General features: G+C 30.7%; 12 protein-coding genes, 6 tRNA genes, 2 rRNA genes and 1 other annotated feature. Of the genes, 1 reads left to right on the top strand and 19 read right to left on the bottom strand.

The window, feature by feature from the left end; genetic code table 11:
- Window positions 1-84 precede the first annotated feature (84 nt).
- The 7 genes from FNZ64_RS05060 to FNZ64_RS05030 all read right to left on the bottom strand — a co-directional run bounded on the left by FNZ64_RS05060 (window position 85) and on the right by FNZ64_RS05030 (window position 6,954).
- Window positions 85-2,580 (bottom strand): transglutaminase-like domain-containing protein, encoded by a 2,496-nt coding sequence (locus FNZ64_RS05060; protein WP_142413733.1) that lies wholly within the window; start codon window positions 2,578-2,580, stop codon window positions 85-87.
- A complete protein-coding gene (locus FNZ64_RS05055) occupies window positions 2,567-3,634 on the bottom strand; it encodes a DUF58 domain-containing protein (RefSeq protein WP_142413732.1) in 1,068 nt (355 codons plus the stop codon). Before FNZ64_RS05055 ends, FNZ64_RS05060 begins: the two co-directional genes overlap by 14 nt.
- Window position 3,635: 1 nt before the next feature.
- The gene (locus FNZ64_RS05050) at window positions 3,636-4,574 is read right to left on the bottom strand and encodes an AAA family ATPase (protein ID WP_142413731.1); all 939 of its coding nucleotides are present in this window, start codon (window positions 4,572-4,574) and stop codon (window positions 3,636-3,638) included.
- 491 nt (window positions 4,575-5,065) lie between these two features.
- Window positions 5,066-5,677: a hypothetical protein gene (locus FNZ64_RS05045; RefSeq protein WP_142413730.1), complete on the bottom strand. Its 612-nt coding sequence runs from the start codon at window positions 5,675-5,677 to the stop codon at window positions 5,066-5,068.
- Window positions 5,678-5,852: 175 nt separating this feature from the next.
- Window positions 5,853-5,929, bottom strand: a tRNA-Arg gene (locus tag FNZ64_RS05040).
- 54 nt (window positions 5,930-5,983) lie between these two features.
- Window positions 5,984-6,514, bottom strand: a complete 531-nt coding sequence (locus tag FNZ64_RS05035; protein ID WP_142413729.1) for a GNAT family N-acetyltransferase — start codon at window positions 6,512-6,514, stop codon at window positions 5,984-5,986.
- A gap of 349 nt (window positions 6,515-6,863) precedes the next feature.
- Window positions 6,864-6,954: transfer RNA gene (locus tag FNZ64_RS05030), tRNA-Ser, on the bottom strand.
- A gap of 149 nt (window positions 6,955-7,103) precedes the next feature.
- Here FNZ64_RS05030 and FNZ64_RS05025 point away from each other — a divergent pair.
- Entirely contained in the window at window positions 7,104-7,931 is an 828-nt protein-coding gene (locus FNZ64_RS05025) for a phosphatase PAP2 family protein (protein ID WP_142413728.1), read from the top strand.
- A 341-nt stretch (window positions 7,932-8,272) separates the two neighbouring features.
- On the opposite strand, the gene FNZ64_RS05020 is transcribed toward FNZ64_RS05025, so the two are convergent.
- The 12 genes from FNZ64_RS05020 to FNZ64_RS04965 all read right to left on the bottom strand — a co-directional run bounded on the left by FNZ64_RS05020 (window position 8,273) and on the right by FNZ64_RS04965 (window position 18,661).
- Window positions 8,273-8,363: transfer RNA gene (locus FNZ64_RS05020), tRNA-Ser, on the bottom strand.
- Window positions 8,364-8,393: 30 nt separating this feature from the next.
- Window positions 8,394-8,484 (bottom strand) — tRNA-Ser (locus FNZ64_RS05015).
- A 236-nt stretch (window positions 8,485-8,720) separates the two neighbouring features.
- Window positions 8,721-10,001 (bottom strand): serine--tRNA ligase, encoded by a 1,281-nt coding sequence (gene serS / locus FNZ64_RS05010; protein ID WP_142413727.1) that lies wholly within the window; start codon window positions 9,999-10,001, stop codon window positions 8,721-8,723.
- Window positions 10,002-10,064: 63 nt separating this feature from the next.
- Window positions 10,065-10,291 (bottom strand) — a binding site (T-box leader).
- Between the two features lie 214 nt (window positions 10,292-10,505).
- Window positions 10,506-10,832, bottom strand: a complete 327-nt coding sequence (locus FNZ64_RS05005) for a DUF1667 domain-containing protein (RefSeq protein ID WP_142413726.1) — start codon at window positions 10,830-10,832, stop codon at window positions 10,506-10,508.
- A 12-nt stretch (window positions 10,833-10,844) separates the two neighbouring features.
- The gene (locus FNZ64_RS05000; RefSeq protein WP_142413725.1) at window positions 10,845-12,233 is read right to left on the bottom strand and encodes an NAD(P)/FAD-dependent oxidoreductase; all 1,389 of its coding nucleotides are present in this window, start codon (window positions 12,231-12,233) and stop codon (window positions 10,845-10,847) included.
- Between the two features lie 76 nt (window positions 12,234-12,309).
- On the bottom strand, window positions 12,310-13,854 hold the full coding sequence (locus FNZ64_RS04995) for a hybrid sensor histidine kinase/response regulator (RefSeq protein ID WP_142413724.1): 1,545 nt from the start codon (window positions 13,852-13,854) through the stop codon (window positions 12,310-12,312).
- Between the two features lie 205 nt (window positions 13,855-14,059).
- Window positions 14,060-14,581: a transcription repressor NadR gene (locus tag FNZ64_RS04990; RefSeq protein ID WP_142413723.1), complete on the bottom strand. Its 522-nt coding sequence runs from the start codon at window positions 14,579-14,581 to the stop codon at window positions 14,060-14,062.
- A gap of 61 nt (window positions 14,582-14,642) precedes the next feature.
- Window positions 14,643-15,167 carry an HD domain-containing protein gene (locus FNZ64_RS04985; protein ID WP_142413722.1) on the bottom strand — a complete coding sequence of 175 codons (525 nt, stop codon included), beginning with the start codon at window positions 15,165-15,167 and terminating at the stop codon, window positions 14,643-14,645.
- A gap of 199 nt (window positions 15,168-15,366) precedes the next feature.
- Window positions 15,367-15,442, bottom strand: a tRNA-Ala gene (locus FNZ64_RS04980).
- 5 nt (window positions 15,443-15,447) lie between these two features.
- Window positions 15,448-15,524, bottom strand: a tRNA-Ile gene (locus FNZ64_RS04975).
- Between the two features lie 6 nt (window positions 15,525-15,530).
- Window positions 15,531-15,647: ribosomal RNA gene (gene rrf, locus FNZ64_RS04970) — 5S ribosomal RNA — on the bottom strand.
- A gap of 107 nt (window positions 15,648-15,754) precedes the next feature.
- Window positions 15,755-18,661 (bottom strand): 23S ribosomal RNA (locus FNZ64_RS04965).
- Window positions 18,662-18,780 lie beyond the last annotated feature (119 nt).

The following is an 18,780-nucleotide window of genomic DNA, read 5'->3' as shown; positions in this document are numbered from 1 at the left end:
ATCCATATTAAACCTATATTAACTCCATACTAAACTTATATCAAACTCTATATATGATAATAAAATATGTTGATATAACTATGTTTAATTCCAAAACTTAGCTTTACCTATAATATAATTTTTCATATACTTATTTATAAAGTTATATAAGTGTTTTTTATCAATATTTAAATTATATCCTCCATACTTTTCATTGTAAGCTTCTTTTACTATGATATTTAATTTTTCTCCTAAATTTTTATCTTCTATAGAATTCATAAATTCCATATCTGACATATTGCTATTATTTTTAATTCCCATTAACTTTAGAACGAACATACAGTGTTTATATAAAGGAACTATAGATTTACTCCTTAAGATAATAACTTTTTTCATATACAATATAATAATAAACAATAAAATTATACATGCTAAAGTAATTATAGTAGCTAATACTGCTTCATTTTTCACTTTAAAACCTTTGCTTGCCTTACTCTTCTCTTCTTTTTTAGTTATGTTTTCTTTCTGATTTTGTTTTTTCTTATCTTCTTCAATTTTTTCTTTTTGTTTTTGCTTTTTTTTCTCTTCTAAAACTCTATTATTAGCTTCAATTCTAGCTTGTTCATTATTATTTATATTATTTATCCCTTCCCTCGAAACTTTAGGGTCCGCTACGGTCCATAAATTTTTTTCAGGATAAACTAAAACCTCACACCAAGCATGGGCATCTTCAGAACCAACTAAATATCTTCCATCCTTATCTTTTCTATTTCCCATCTTAAATCCTTCTACATATCTTGCAGGCACACCAGCTATTCTACTCATAACAGTCATAGCTGTAGCAAAGTATGTGCAATATCCTTTTTTCTCTTTAAATAAGAAGTAATTTAAGAACTCTTCATTTTCTGGCACACTTGAAACATTTAAAGAATATTTATAGTTTTTTTCTAAATAATCTTTTATGTTATTTACCTTTTCTAAGGGTGTAGTGGCATCTTTAGTGATCTTCTCAACAAGTTCGTGGGTTTCTTTAGATATATTATCAGGTAAACTCATGTAATTTGAGAAATTTGTCTTTATAATCTCATCAAAGCCACCATAATAATAGGTATCTATCCATTTCCCTTTTTCAGGCTTAGTTCTTTTATCTATGGGATATTGCATATATGATATATATCCAGTATCTTTTTTTAATAACTCTTCTCCAAATTCTATTCCATTTATATCTTTTATATTGAAAAAACTAACATTATACTTATTTTTAATTTTCTTTGAAAGTTTTAAATTTTGTTCTTTATCGTAGTATATGTCTCCACTATCTATAGTTCTTAAATCCTTTGCTAAATTAGGTGAAAAAAAGCTATAACTTTGAAAATCATCCTTTAATTCTACTTCTAAATTTTTTTCTTCTAAATAATACTGAACTGGATCTATATTTTCTAATTCCTTAGATATCTTATATATATCTAGGTATACTAATTTCTTATAAGGCATATATTCATTCTCAATAGACTTCCATGCCTTTCCATCATACATACTTTTAACCGTACCTTTTAAGTATCTAGGCTTGTCAGTCTTAACTTTCATTAAATCCTTTTTGTTTATTTCAATGGAGCCTCCAAGCTTTTTATAATTATCAGAATATCCAACTTGTGATAGATTAAACTCATCTTCGTTTTGATCACTCTCATTATTTATAAATTTATCTATTAAATTTACATACTGCTCTTTTTTTATCTTTCCTTCCCTTTCCCTAGGTAGATAATAGGTTATTCCATTAACTACAATACTTAAAATTACTATAAAACAGACTATGCTTGTATAGTTAACTTCATATTTTATCCCCTTACTAACTATATTCTTTATATTTTTAAAATATATATTAAATATAATCATAAAAATACTAAGCTTAAAAAAAACATCCATATATTTTAATGAAAGCTCCATATTTATAAACCATAGCATAGTTAATACAATAAGGTTTATAATAACTATAAAGTTACTCCAAAATCTTTCTGTTATATAGAATATTAAAATATATACAAGTGGAAGAACTACCATAAGTAAGGGTTTAAAATTTTGAAAATAAGTTTTTTCTAAATTATATATTTGAACACTTAGTATATTGAAGTTTTCATATAATCTGCTAATAAAACTCATAAATAATTCATTTTTAAATGTAGCAAATAAATATAAGATTATAGAAAACACTAGTACTGTAGTAAGTCTATATATATTTTTCTTCATTAACTTAAAAAATAATATATACAATAAAAGTCCTGCAAAAAATAACTTAACTAAAAGTAAATATTCAACTCCTCTTATTAAGAGCCCAATCTCCGATATTTCAAAAAGATACATGGAACTTATAAAAATAATTATACATTGAAACAAAAATATAGCAGTATTTATATTTTTAACTTTATTATTTGAGTGCCCATATATATTGCTATACTTCTTCTTATTGTTATCATTGTTATTATACTTATTATTATTGTTATCGTTGTTATTATCCTTATTATTGTTATCATGTTTATCATTGTTATTACCCTTATTATTGTTGTACTCCTTATAATAGTTGGCCAACCTATATTTCTTCATAATTTTCACCTTGTAATAATTCTTTATAATTAATAATATCTATATTTTTTCCACTTCCTTTTAAATTTTCAATTGAATAGTCAACAGAATCCTCTTCACCTATACAAAAAACTATTGCCTTACTTAACCTATTAAAGTTTTCTTGTATGAACTCATTAAAATTCTGTTTAAAATAGTATTCATCTCCTAAAAAGTATTCTAGGAGTTCTCTAAAATCTTCATGGTTTCTTATATTTATAACCTTGTTATCTCTTGAACTTATAAATATTCTTATATTAAAGCCTTTGTACATTATATAATTTACTAAAGACACAAAGAAACTTACAACCTCTTCATCTATATCTCTATACTTATCCTTACTTAAATCACTTAAATATAATAGAATATTTATATCATTTCCATGTTTTTTTTCAAAGTTTTTAACTAAAAGTTCTCCATACTTTGCACTTAACTTCCAGTGTACTTTTTTAAGACTATCCCCTATTTCATACTTTCTAATATCCCTCACAAGATTATTTTCATCTAAGTTTAATAAAAAAGAAAATTTTTTCTTATCTAAAGCCTTAATCTTAGATAAAAACTCTTCTATATTACAAACTCTTGGATATACCTTTATTTTTTTCTCATTAACAATTGTTTTATTAGTATTAAAAATGTTAAATATATCTTTAATTTCAACTTTTAAATTTTCTATCTCATAAAGCCCTCTCTTATTAAGTTCAATTTTATTTTTAAATACTAACTTCTTGTACCATTGTATATAGATAACTCTACTAAAACTTTCAGAATTAATATAAACATAGGGAAATGGAAGAAATGTCTTATTCTTAACCCTTATATTCATTATAAGGGTATCTCCTACATAATAATCTTGTTCTTTACAATCTACCTTAATATTTAAAAATAACTTCCCTAAAATCATATAAATTATGGCTATAATAAGTAAAATTAAACTTATATAAAAAATACTATTAAAAAGTTCTCCGCCTATTAAAAAGAAAAATATATAAGATATTAATAATAAAAATATATATTTTATATTAACCTTAACCATGTTATATCACCCTTGGCACAGGGACATTTTTAATTATATAGTTTAAAACTTGCTCTTTAGTAAGCCTTTCCTTAATAGCTATGGATGATAAAACTATTCTATGGGATAAAACTAGGTTTATATTTTCTTTTATATCTTCAGGAATTACAAAATTGCGTCTATTAATTAAAGCCGTAGCTTGAGAAATCCTCATTAAAGCCATAGAAGCCCTAACACTTCCCCCTAAGCTTATATATTTATCTTTCCTAGTTTCATTTATTATTTTAGCTATATAGCTTAGTAATTCATCATGTATTTTTACTTCCTTAACTTTCTTTTGAGCAGATAGTATGTCCTCGCTATTAAATAAAGCTATAATATCTTCCATAGGATTATCTAACTTGTATGTTTTTAAAACCTTAATCTCATCCTCTAAGCTTGGATATCCTATACTGGTCTTTATCATAAATCTATCTAATTGTGCCTCTGGAAGGGGAAAGGTTCCTTCATATTCAATTGGATTTTGAGTTGCAAGCACAATAAATGGTTCATCTAGCTTATATGTAGTGTTTCCCTCTGAAACTTGCTTTTCCTCCATAGCTTGAAGCAGGGCTGCTTGAGTTTTAGGTGATGATCTATTTATTTCATCTGCAAGCAATATATTGGTAAATATTGGGCCACCTTTAAATTCAAAATTAAAAGTCTTCTGATTAAAAATAGAAACCCCTGTTATATCTGTTGGTAACAAGTCTGGAGTAAACTGAATTCTATTGTAAGAAAGATCTAAGGTCTTAGCTAAAGCCTTTATTAAAGTGGTTTTACCAACCCCAGGAACATCTTCAATTAATATATGTCCACCTGCTAAAATTCCTTTTACAATATTAGTAACTTCCTTTTTTCTTCCTATTAATACTTTTTCTATGTTATCTATTACATCATCTACTAAGTTAATATTATTCACTTTTCTTCCTCCATAAATAAATTTTAAATTGCATTTATACTTAAATTAATATAAATTATCTATTTTATTTAAAAATATTGCATTAACATATATAAAACCCAGCTTAGAAATCCTTATCCAATGGCTTAGCTGTTCTTTTATCCAACTTTAAAGAAAATCACAGAGTCTAAATCTTGGATTTGGTAGTAATCACTTTTACAGAGTGCCATAGTAGTATTAGAGAAAGTATTCATCGGATAAATAAAAAATGCATATATTTTAATTATACCTCTATTTAGAAAATATAACCATTAACTTATAGAAATTTTTCTTATAATTAATAATAAACCTCAATATAAAAACCATGCATAAATAAAAAAGAATAAAATCTTTCTTTATGCATGGTTTTATTTATAATAGATTAATAACAAATTATTAATTCCTGCAAACTTCAAATAACAGTCTAAGATTTTTACTTATAATAATTTAATAACTACTATTTTTATGCACTCTTATCTATTAGTATAAGTATTAAATATTTCAGATATCTTATCTTTTTTCTCGTGTTTATCAACACCTACTAGCATTACCCCATTCTTAAATAATACAGGAGTACGCTTTCCATCTATAGTTACAGCTCCACTTTTAGCTTCTTCTACAACCCTCTTTCCTTCAGTTGATAAATTCTTCATATCATATTCATAAGCTTCAACTACTTGATTATCTACCTTCATTCTATATGCCTTTTTTTCACCTAATTTACTAGGAGTTATAGTCTCTTTATTTCCAAGATTAAATCCAACCTTCTTAAATTCTTCTATTAAAGAATCAATTCCTAGAGCCTTTCCTATGTTTTCAGTTGTTTTTTCTACATTTTCTCCCACATTCTCAGTTTGCTTTTTTACCTGATCTGTTGCATTTTCTGTGCCCTTTTTTACATTTTCACCTACGTTTTCAGTTCCTTTTTTAACCTGCTCTCCTACGTTTTCAGTTTGCTTTTTAGCTTGTTCACCTACATTTTCACTTGTTTTTTCTATTTTATTAGTAGCATTTTCCGTAGTCTTACATCCAACGAAGCCAAATGCTATAACTCCTGTTAAAATTAATGATAATACTTTTTTCATTACTATTCCTCCTAATAATTACATAATTTTTAATAATTAAAAACATTATTATGGTTTCACTATTTATTATGTTATTAGGAAAGATATTTATACTTGAATATTAACATTCACTCTTTTATTAGCAATTTAAAAAATAGCAAAAACCCTAGAAGTTTTACAACTTCTAGGGTTTTTATGGTGCGTCGGAGAAGATTCGAACTCCCGACCAACTGGTTCGTAGCCAGCTACTCTATCCAACTGAGCTACCGACGCAAATTGCACTTATTATAATATCATATTTTATGCTAAAAATCAATATGTGTAACCTTATAAATTATAAAACTTATGAAAATCTTCCTTAGTAATTCCCATTATAATTAAATCCTTATATATACCTTCCGAGAAAAATCTATTCCTTAGTTTACCTTCTTCTATAAATCCACAGGCTTCATAGCACTTTATACCTCTTGAATTATCAAAAGCTACTTTAAGCTCCACTCTTTCCGCTGCGCAACTTAAAAATAAAAATTTAATTAAGGTTTTTATTGAATCTTTTCCATATCCTCTACTTCTAAAATCTTTTCCTATACTAATACCTATGTCAAATACATTTTTACACTCTTTTATCATTTCGTAACTTATGTATCCAATTAGAACACCCTTTTCATTTACTATACTTAAATGTTTTCTTGGAGAGTTCATAACTTTAGTGAAATTTTCTAATATATATTCTCGACTTGGAACTATAGTAAATCCACTATCATATTTTCGCACTTCTTCATCTGACCAAATTTCATAATAAATATTTAAATCTCTTTTTTCTACAGATCTTAAAATTACTCTATTTCCTTTTAACATTATATCACTCTTCTTTTTATGATTATATAATTATAGTAAACCTTCCCACTATATATGATTTTATTTAACCTTTTAGGTATATATTAAACTATATACCTATAAATTTCAATATACTTTATCTTTATTATTTACATATTAACAGAAATTTAAAACATAAGTTTAAAACATAAGTAAACTTTTAAGCTAAAATGGATAAAATTTTTCAGGAAATTAGAAGTGCTTATTGAAGAATTCGAAAACTACCTAATTAATTCTGAGAAAGATAAGAATAAATAAGTTAATCATTGTATAAAAAAAGATAGCTAAAAATTTAGCTATCTTTCATTATACTTTTTAAAGAATATAAAAATGGCGGAGAGAGTGGGATTTGAACCCACGGTACGCTCACACGTACGCCGGTTTTCAAGACCGGTGCCTTAAGCCAGCTCGACCATCTCTCCACATTTATATATGTTATTCTTAAACACAAGTTAAATTATATCAACCTAAATTAAAAATGTCAATATATTTTTTATATTAAATTTGAGTTATAATAGTTCGTAAATAAGTTTTTTATAAATAAAATTTGCGTAAGCATTAGGGAGGCAGTATGGAGGCTATAAAATTTATACAATTATTTTCAAATCCCTTTCTAGATTTGTTTTTCCAAGCTATTACCATGATTGGAGAAGATTCTTTTATAATTGTGGCTATAACTTTAATTTACTGGTGTGTTAATAAAAAATTGGGTTATAGGTTAAGTTTTACTTATTTATCTAGCATTATTTTAAATGGAGTTGTAAAGGAAATATTTAAGGTTGAGAGACCTTTTAATAAAGATGGTATACGTTCCTTAAGGGTTGAAACTGCAACAGGGTATTCTTTTCCTAGTGGTCATACTCAAGGTTCCACTACTTTTTTTACCTCTGTTATGTTGTATTTTAAAAAGACTTGGTTATATATTTTAGGTCCTATATTAGTATTACTTGTTATGATATCTAGATTATATCTTGGGGTTCATACCTTAACTGATGTTCTAGGTGGATTTATATTAGGCTTTCTATGGGTGTTTGCTGCTAATAAAATCATGGATTATGTGGAAGATGGAAAAGAGCATTTATTATTTATAATTATAATCCCAATTGCTATAGGGACTTTCTTTTTTAAAGCCCCAGATTATTTTAAGGCTGCAGGAATAACTTCTAGTTTTATTTTAGGATATTATATTGAAACTAGGTATATAAATTTTGAACCAAAACAAGCTATAAAGATTCAAATAATAAAATACTTAATTGGCATAACTGTAGCTATAGTTATAAAAAGTTTATTAAAAAAGATATTACCTGTTGGAAACATAGGAGACTTTATAAGATACTTTGCTCTAGGCATATGGGTTACAGTATTAGCACCAATGGTATTTAAAAGAATAAGTAATTAATTTTGGGACATGTTGTATTTAATTATTGTTAATAATTATCTAGTATAAAACCATAAGCTATATGCTTATGGTTTTATCTTTTTATTTTTTTTTATCTTTTTATTTTTTTTATCTTTTTATCTTTTGAATTTTTGATATTTATATTTATATTGATATTTACATTGATATTTAATATTTAATATTTATATTAATATTTATATTTTAAATTTATTACTTAATTCATATGTGAAATAACACCACATATAAAGTTGGATGACTTCTTGTTAAAACAAAATATTATATTCTATTTTAACTACAGTATTTTGTGAAAATAAAAAAGACATCTAAACTTTAGATGTCCATGGCGGAGAAAGCGGGATTTGAACCCGCGCGCCGGTTACCCGACCTACGCCCTTAGCAGGGGCGCCTCTTCAGCCTCTTGAGTATTTCTCCAAACTGAAGTTAACTAATATTAACTTTTATTGGCGGAGAGAGTGGGATTTGAACCCACGGTACGCTCACACGTACGCCGGTTTTCAAGACCGGTGCCTTAAGCCAGCTCGACCATCTCTCCACATGTTATATTGTTACGACATGATTTATTATATCAATGAGAGCATAATATGTCAACACTTTTACAAAAATTTTTATGAAAACTATAAATATTTAATATATAAAAGAAATGTTATAAATTTTAAGTCTATAACGCAATAATTCTAAATACAAATAAAAAGTAAAATACTTAAAAACCAAGTATACACTAGAAATAACCTCTCATCTATACTTGGTTTTAACCTTGTTTTATTAAAATTATTCTATTACTTCTCTTCCACCCATGTATTGTCTTAATGCTTCTGGTATTTCTACCTTTCCATCTTCTCTTTGATAGTTTTCAAGAACTGCAGCTACTGTTCTTCCAATTGCAACTCCTGATCCATTTAGGGTATGAACAAATTGAGGTTTTGATTTAGCATCCTCTTTATATCTTATATTTGCACGTCTTCCTTGGAAATCTTCAAAATTACTACAGCTTGAAATTTCTACATATCTATTGTAGCTTGGCATCCAAACTTCAATATCATATTTAAATGCCGCAGTAAAACCTAAATCTCCTTTACATATCTTAATTATTCTATATGGAAGACCTAAACCTTGTAAAACTGATTCAGCATCATTAACTAACTTTTCAAGCTCCTTATAAGAATCTTCTGGTTTAACGAACTTTACAAGCTCAACTTTGTTAAATTGATGTTGTCTTATAAGTCCTCTTGTATCTCTTCCTGCAGAACCTGCTTCTGATCTAAAGCATGCACTATATGCTGCATATTTTAAAGGAAGATCACTCCCCTTTAATATTTCATCTCTATGCATATTAGTAACCGGAACCTCAGCTGTAGGAATTAAAAAATAATCATCTTCTTGAATTTTAAAAGAATCCTCTTCAAATTTAGGTAATTGCCCTGTTCCTGTCATGCTTTGTCTATTTACCATGTAAGGTGGCAATACTTCTGTATAACCGTTTTTCTCTGTATGAGTATCTAGGAAATAGCTTATAATAGCTCTTTCAAGTCTAGCTCCTAATCCTTTATAGAAAGTAAATCTTGAACCTGTTACCTTACCTGCTCTCTCAAAGTCTAAAGCATTAAGATCAGTACCTAAATCCCAGTGAGCTTTTAGTTCAAAATCAAATTTTCTAGGCTCTCCCCATCTTTTTATCTCAACATTATCCTCATCAGTTTCCCCTTCTGGAACCTCTGGACTTGGAACGTTTGGAATTCTTAATAATAAATACTCTATTTTTTCATCTATCTTGTTTAGTTCTACATCAAATTCTTTTATTCTATCAGCTAAATCTTTCATTTCGTTTAAAAGGGCAGTTCCGTCTTCCCCTGCTTTTTTTAGTTTTGGAACTTCAGAAGATTTTTTATTTCTTTCGTTTTTCATCTCTTCAACTTTAATTAAAATCTCTCTTCTTTTTTCATCTAATTCTAAAACTTCATCTATTTGTGATAGATCGAAAGATTCTCCTCTATTTTCCATAAGTTTTTTAATCTCTGCAGTGTTGTTTCTTATTCTTTTTAAATCTAACATGTTTCTTCCTCCATTTCTCAATTTAAACTTTTATAAAATAAAAAAGAGCCCTTTATCCCCTAAAAAAGGGACGAAAGACTCCGCGTTGCCACCCTAATTGATTAACTTAAAATAATGCTTAATAAAACTTCTAACTTAAGTTAATCCTCTTAAATACTTTAACGGTTACTACCGTACTGCTCATCACAGTCCCTCCAAGGTGGATTCACTAAAATCTAAATATCAGTTTGCACCAACCACTGACTCTCTTAAACTTAAATTATAGTTACTAGCCTCTTCAACGGTTTATATCATTTATAAATCATTATTTATAAATTACCATGTATTCATAAATCATTATTATTTATGAATACCTATATATTAATAAAGTCAAATTTTCTTATTTTATCATTATGAATAATAATACAACTTTAAAACTTTAAAGTCAATATATTATATACATGTTTTATACTATGTATACTATATTTTCATAATATATTTCATATTAAATTTTATAATATATATTTATTTTCTTTCTAAATTTCTAGTGCATATTATATCTACTCCAGTATTTAAAACATTTTTACAAACCACATCCCCTATTTTAAGTGGAGGACCAACCCTTAATCTACTTAAAGCCTTTGAGACTTCAATCCATAAATCCTTATGAATAGGTTTATCGGTTTTTACAGATACCACATTAAAATCCTTAGAACCCTTAGCTCTAATTACTGTTGTAAATATGTCCATGGCATAATTTTTTTCATTTTCTTTATATAAATCAATAGGATCTTCTTCTATATCTTTTAAATAATCCTTAGGTATAATATTTTCTAAACTTATATCCTTCAAATTAAACCACCTCTACATACTCTCAAATTCTTTTATTCTATTTAAAAGAATGTTTGAATTTTTGGAGTCCTTAACTATATCTATTAAAGACTTATTAGTTTCTCTTGCAAGAATTGCAAGGATTTTATTTAAACATTGGGCTCCTTGGCACTTTCCAAAGGCAGCTCCTGTTCTTCTTTTGACTCCTTCTAAAGTTCTAGCACCTAGTGGCCTTCTTATTGCTTCTATAATCTCACCTTCTGTTACTTTTTCACATGAACAAATTATATTTCCATACCTAGAATCTAATTTTATAATTTCATTTATTTCATCTTTATCTAAGTTCCTAAATTTATAATACTCTCTTCTCTTATCTATAAAATTTTTTCTCTTTATGCAATTTATATTACTAACCACAGTTTCACAAACAATTTTTGATATGGCTGGAGCCATTGTAACTAATGCATAATGCTTACTTGTGACCTTTATATATCCTATATCTATAGAGCTATCATCTATGACAAAGGGTTTCGCATGGTACTTATCCTCATTAAAGGTTGTTATAAAATTCAAATCTACCTTAGGCATAAGTGAACCTACCTTATCAAAAACTGTAGAATTATCTATATTCTCTTCTGTAACTACAGCCCCAATAGTTTCACCAGTTAATGTAGGAATAGATATTATAGCTTCATTTTTTCCACTTATATTAAAAATTAAATTTGAATAATCAATATCTACTTCTTTATTTATGGTAAAATATTTTATATTTAAATTTTCCTCTTTTTCTTCTTCCTTAGTTTCACCATCAATACTAAACCCTCTATTAGGCGTTGTGTTTATGACAATTTTACATGTAAACTTATTTTTGTTGGTTATGACCTTAAATCCCTTAGGTTCTTTTTTTATATCCACTACTTCCTCTTCTAATTTAAAGTTTACATTATTATCGAAAGCAACTTCTCCATATCCTAAAGCTAAGTCATAAGGGCAAATTATACCTGTATTCTTACTGTATATAGCCTTTGTATATTTTATAGGAACATTTGGTTCTAACTCTTTTATCCTATGTTCATTTACTATTTCAATCCCCTTAACGTCTCTTTTTAATGCATCATTATATAACTTTTTAATACGCTCTTCATCCTTACAAAATGTTAAAGAGGGGTACCTTTTAAATGGAACATTAAACTTACTTGCAATTTCCTCCATCATGTTACTTCCCATAATCTCCAACTTAGAAGTTAAACTATCATTGCTTTGTAAGCCATCGAAGACCATAGATGTATTAACTAAAGATACATCATCTGCAATATCGTAGTCCTTTTCTATAAGTGCTATATTTAAATTATATTTTGAAAGCTCATATGCTATAGCACACCCTATTAATCCCCCACCTAAAACAAGTACATCATAATCCATAACTTACCTCCATAGGTTAGCTTAACTTATTTATCCCCTATTATTATATCATTTTTAAAAATAAATGCCTAAATTTTTACTCTTCTTTAACATTTGAATTTATATAATTTTCATATCCCTTTTTCATGTTTTCTAATTGTTTTAAATCTATAGGTTTTTTTAACATATAATCTATGACTTCTTTGGGCTCATCTTTTATTCCATCTAAAAAACCTGTCATTATACAAAAATATATGTTCTTATAATTATTCTTAATGTGATTACCTAAAGTAAGTCCATCTACCTTAGGCATAAGAAGATCACTAATTACTATGTTGTAATTCTTCTCCTTTAGCTTGGCGTAGACTTCATTTGGTCCACATTGGTCTACAATGCCACTAAATCCTTTCTTAACTAAAGCACTTATTATAAACCTTACCTTATAATCATCATCAACAATTAATATCCTTGTGTCCTCTTCAGCTCTATAGGTATCCTTTACTAAGGGAAGACTAATACAAAAACAACTGCCCCCACCATATGTAGACTTAATACAAATGTCGCCCTTATGTTTATTTATGATTTCTTTACAAATACTAAGACCAATACCTGTACCTTTATTCCCCTTTGTAGTAAAGAAGGGATTAAATATTTTAACCTTATGCTCATCTTTTATACCAATACCTGAATCTATTATTTCTATAAGTATGTATCCGTCTTTCGTATAAGAACTTAGTTTAAGTGTACCACCATTTGGCATAGCATCTATAGCATTATTTATAATATTTATAAATACCTCTCTCAATTCTGTACTATAGCCTAAAACCTTTGAGTTAGCCCTTAAATCTATTTTAGCTAAAATATTATATTTATGAAACTTATCCCTGGTTAATAAAAATGAATCTGTTATTATATTATCAATTTCTAACAGTTCCATATTAGGTACTTCTTTTTTATTAGATACCTTTCCTAAGTTTATAATATCTACGGCATCCTTTATGCATAATTCTATAAGTTTCATTTCTTCACTTATATCTGATTCCTCTTTAGACTTTATAAGTTCTATAGCACCTAATGCTGGCGTAAGTATATTATTTAAGTCATGACTTACCCTTAATAAATGCCCCTGTATATCATAAAACCCTTCATCTTTTTCACTGCAATTATTTTTAAAAACATAATTGGCAGATTCAAATAAAAACCTATATTTATTTACGTTTTCTATATTGTTTGAAAACCTTTTCTTGCCTAATATAAAACCTAAAAGAAGTTCTTTTAAACTTCCATTATCATATATCTTATATAAGACACATGAAGATATATCATAAGTTTTAAATAAGTTCTTTACATATTGATCCTGAATATTATCTATTGTTATGATGGATACATTTTTATTTTCAGTTTCTGTATTTATTAGTTTAACCAAATAATCACATAAATTCCTGTCTTTAAAAATAGTTTCGATATAATTTTCAGCATTATTAAATAATTTTTTAATTTTATTAAAATTTATTTCTTTATTATCTTTTGTTATTGGATATGATATAAGCATATCTAAGGAAAAAATATTACTTAGACCTTTTATTATCTCTTTTTTTAATAACATTATATCAACTGTGTTAAGTAATGATAGATGTTCCATAAACCACACTCCAATTAAGTATTAATATTAAAATTCGACATTTTTCTTCTTTTTCCTTCTTTATAAAATAAAAAGCATACATAATCTATATTATTATGTATGCTCAATTTTCCAAATTTAAAACCTATTTTTGAAAAATATACTATATTTTTTATTATATTACTCTTAATTGTCGTGATTTATCAAATACCTTTTTATTTATTTTCTAATTATCATCACTTATCAAGTAACCTTTATCTTGTAAGGTTTTAATTATCTTATCTATAGTCTCCTTATCTTTTGCTTCTATAGTATGTAGATGAATCCCTTGAGTTAATTTTGATAGTGGTTCAGCTTTATTTTTATTTAAGTTTTCTATAAAATGTTCTAATTCAGCTATATTAGTAATCTTTAGCATAGCTCTTATCTCTCCATACAGACTATGTTCTATAATAACATCTTCTACTTTTCCACCATATTTAATAATTGTATATAATTCATCTTCAATATACTGCTTTGTATGTGATACTGCTATAACTTTTCTTGTGTTTTCTCCAATATTGTTATCAAACATATATCCTTCTGGAGTTGCTATTATATTACATCCTTCGGCTCTTAAAATAGCTATATCTTTAACTATAACCTGTCTTGTAACACAAAACTTTTTAGCTAATTCTGCTCCTTTTATAGGCTCTTTATTATCCCTTAAATTTTCTACTATAGTTTCCCTTCGTTCCTTAGAGTTCATAATAATTCACCTCTCTTAAAGCTTACTTTATAAACAAAGCTCTAATATATATCATACCATATTAGTTTTCATCATCACATCTTTGTAATAGTGTGATTTCTTCTTTTAATCTCTCTAAGGATTTATCTAAGGATTTTTTATGATGGTTTTTTACTATATATAAAACCTCTTCTGAAAAAAGATTACTCTCTTTTAAGATATTATATCCTATTTCAGGATGATTTACATATATACTAAACTTTTTATACTTTAATAAAAACTTCTTATTTTTAAAAACCTTAACTAATATAACTATAAATCCTCGATTTATTATATAAAAATTGCCATCTCTTTTTCCTATATCATGTATAAGAGAAGCTTTGATTAGTTCCTTTTTATTTTCAATATTTAAATCATTATACTCTAAATATGATAAAATACTTTTAGTTACCCTAAGACAGTGACTTTTATCATATTTTTTCATAGTATTAAAAACTTCTACTTCTTTATAATCTAAATAATTATTTATAATTGCCTTATCTTCACTACTAAAAGGTTTTATAGTATCAAAAGTACCAATTATAAATTGTTTTATTCTTTTATGCATTATATAACTCCTTTTTTTAATAATACAAAAGGCCACTTAGAGAATATATTAAATTATATATCAATATTACTTTTAATTAGATATAATCATTACTCTTAATTATACATCAGTATTAATTTTTATTTACCTATTTTTTAATGATGTTTAAGTTACTTATTTTTAACAATATAAAAAGAACACTCTTTTAAAGAGTGTTCTTTGGTGGAGATAAAGGGATTTGAACCCTTGACCCCCTGCGTGCAAGGCAGGTGCTCTCCCAGCTGAGCTATACCCCCAAATATGGTGGATCATCAGGGACTCGAACCCCAGACCTACCGGTTATGAGCCGGTTGCTCTAACCAACTGAGCTAATGATCCGTATTTACCTGGCGACGTCTTACTCTCCCACAGGGCTTCCCCTGCAGTACCATCAGCGCTATAAAGCTTAACTTGCCTGTTCGGTATGGGAAGGAGTGTTACCTTTACGCCATTGCCACCAGATGCTGATTTACAGAAATCTGTGATTTCGTTTTAAATCAGTACTCATCAGCTACGCTGAGGAGTTTCCTTAGAGAGATGTTCTCTCAAAATTGCACAATGAATATTATTTGGTCAAGTCCTCGACTTATTAGTATGAGTCAGCTACACATGTTACCATGCTTCCACCTCTCACCTATCAACCTTGTGTTCTTCAAGGAGTCTTACTGACTTAAAGTCATGGGAAATCTTATCTTGAGGTAGGCTTCACACTTAGATGCTTTCAGTGTTTATCCTGTCCCGACATAGCTACCCAGCTGTGCCACTGGCGTGACAACTGGTGCACCAGAGGTCAGTCCATCCCGGTCCTCTCGTACTAAGGACAGCTCCTCTCAAATTTCCTGCGCCCGCAGCGGATAGGGACCGAACTGTCTCACGACGTTCTGAACCCAGCTCGCGTGCCGCTTTAATGGGCGAACAGCCCAACCCTTGGAACCGACTTCAGCTCCAGGATGCGACGAGCCGACATCGAGGTGCCAAACCTCCCCGTCGATGTGGACTCTTGGGGGAGATCAGCCTGTTATCCCCGAGGTAGCTTTTATCCGTTAAGCGATGGCCCTCCCACGAGGTACCACCGGATCACTAAGCCCGACTTTCGTCCCTGCTCCACCTGTATGTGTTGCAGTCAGGCTCCCTTCTGCCTTTGCACTCTTCGCGCGATTTCCGACCGCGCTGAGGGAACCTTTGGGCGCCTCCGTTACACTTTCGGAGGCGACCGCCCCAGTCAAACTGCCCACCTAACAATGTCCGACGACCAGTTTCATGGCCCTTCGTTAGAACTCCAGTACTGTCAGGGTGGTATCCCAAGGACGACTCCTTACCCCCTGACGAGGGTATCTCCAAGTCTCCCACCTATCCTGTACAGACAATACCGAAGTTCAATGTTAAGTTGCAGTAAAGCTCTACGGGGTCTTTCCGTCCAACTGCGGGTAGCAAGCATCTTCACTTGCACTACAATTTCACCGGATTTGTTGTTGAGACAGTGCCCAGATCATTACGCCATTCGTGCGGGTCGGAACTTACCCGACAAGGAATTTCGCTACCTTAGGACCGTTATAGTTACGGCCGCCGTTTACTGGGGCTTAAGTTCACTGCTTCGCTTGCGCTAACAGATCCCCTTAACCTTCCAGCACCGGGCAGGCGTCAGCCCCTATACATCAGCTTACGCTTTAGCAGAGACCTGTGTTTTTGTTAAACAGTTGCCTGGGCCTATTCACTGCGGCCTAGCTTTCGCTAGGCACCCCTTCTCCCGAAGTTACGGGGTCAATTTGCCGAGTTCCTTAACAACAATTCTTCCGTCGGCCTTAGGATTCTCTCCTCACCTACCTGTGTCGGTTTGCGGTACGGGCACCAAACTTCTCCATAGAGGCTTTTCTTGGCAGCGTGGAATCAGATACTTCGCGAATAAATTCGCTCCCCATCACACCTCAGCATTAACTAGACGGATTTGCCTATCTAGTCTGCCTAAATGCTTAGACATACAATCCAATAGTATGCACATCTTATCCTTCTGCGTCACCCCATTTGTCAAACGAAGTTTGGCGGTATCGGAATATCAACCGATTGTCCATCGCCTACGCTCTTCAGCCTGGGCTTAGGTCCCGACTAACCCTGAGAGGACGAGCCTTCCTCAGGAAACCTTAGGTATTCGGCCAATAGGATTCTCACCTATTTCTCGCTACTCATGCCAACATTCTCACTTCTGCACTGTCCACCGCTCCTTACGGTACAGCTTCAACCTGTGCAGAAAGCTCCTCTACCATGTACTACGTACATCCATAGCTTCGGTGGTAAGTTTTAGCCCCGAACATTTTCGGCGCGGGATCTCTTGACTAGTGAGCTATTACGCACTCTTTAAATGAGTGGCTGCTTCTAAGCCAACATCCTAGTTGTCTTAGAAATCCCACATCCTTTACCACTTAACTTACACTTTGGGACCTTAGCTGATGGTCTGGGCTCTTTCCCTTTTGACTACGGATCTTATCATTCGCAGTCTGACTGCCAGGATAAAAGTATATGGCATTCGGAGTTTGATAGAGTTCGGTAAGCGGTGAAGCCCCCTAGCTCATTCAGTGCTCTACCTCCATTACTCAATTACCTGACGCTAGCCCTAAAGCTATTTCGAGGAGAACCAGCTATCTCCGAGTTCGATTGGAATTTCTCCGCTATCCACAGCTCATCCCATGGTTTTTCAACACCAACGTGGTTCGGACCTCCACGGAATTTTACTTCCGCTTCATCCTGGCCATGGATAGGTCACCCGGTTTCGGGTCTACGACATGCAACTAAAGCGCCCTATTCAGACTTGGTTTCCCTTCGGCTCCACACCTTAAGTGCTTAACCTTGCTACATATCGTAACTCGTTGGCCCGTTCTACAAAAAGTACGCCGTCACACATATAAAGTGCTCCGACCGATTGTAGGCACACGGTTTCAGGTTCTATTTCACTCCCCTCCCGGGGTTCTTTTCACCTTTCCCTCACGGTACTTCTTCACTATCGGTCACCAGGTAGTATTTAGCCTTGGGAGGTGGTCCTCCCTGCTTCCCACAAGGTTTCACGTGTCTCGTGGTACTCTGGATCAGATCTGTGGTCTTCTTGTTTTGTCTACAGGACTATTACCTTCTGCGGTGAAGCTTTCCAGCTTACTTTGACTACAATAGCCTCCACGTTATGATCTGTCCGCAACCCCAGAAACAAGTTTCTGGTTTGGGCTCTTTCCCGTTCGCTCGCCGCTACTTAGGAAATCGATTTTTCTTTCTCTTCCTCCGGGTACTTAGATGTTTCAGTTCCCCGGGTTTACCTTTCTGAACCTATGTATTCAGTTCAGAATATACACTGTTTAGTGTATGAGTTTCCTCATTCGGAAATCTGTGGATCACAGCCTATGTGCGGCTACCCACAGCTTATCGCAGCTTATCACGTCCTTCATCGGCTCCTGGTGCCAAGGCATTCGCCATGCGCCCTTTCTAACTTGACCTATCATGAGTAACTAAAGTTTACATTTTTCAGTAAAATATAGTTATTATAATTATTATTCATTGTGCAATTTTCAAAGAACAAAGTAGTTAACTTAACATCCTTAGATTATTTTAATCT

The sequence above is a fragment of the Hathewaya massiliensis genome (genome assembly GCF_902143515.1).
Classification (GTDB): domain Bacteria; phylum Bacillota; class Clostridia; order Clostridiales; family Clostridiaceae; genus Hathewaya; species Hathewaya massiliensis.
This window is presented reverse-complemented; position numbering and strand designations above follow the sequence as displayed.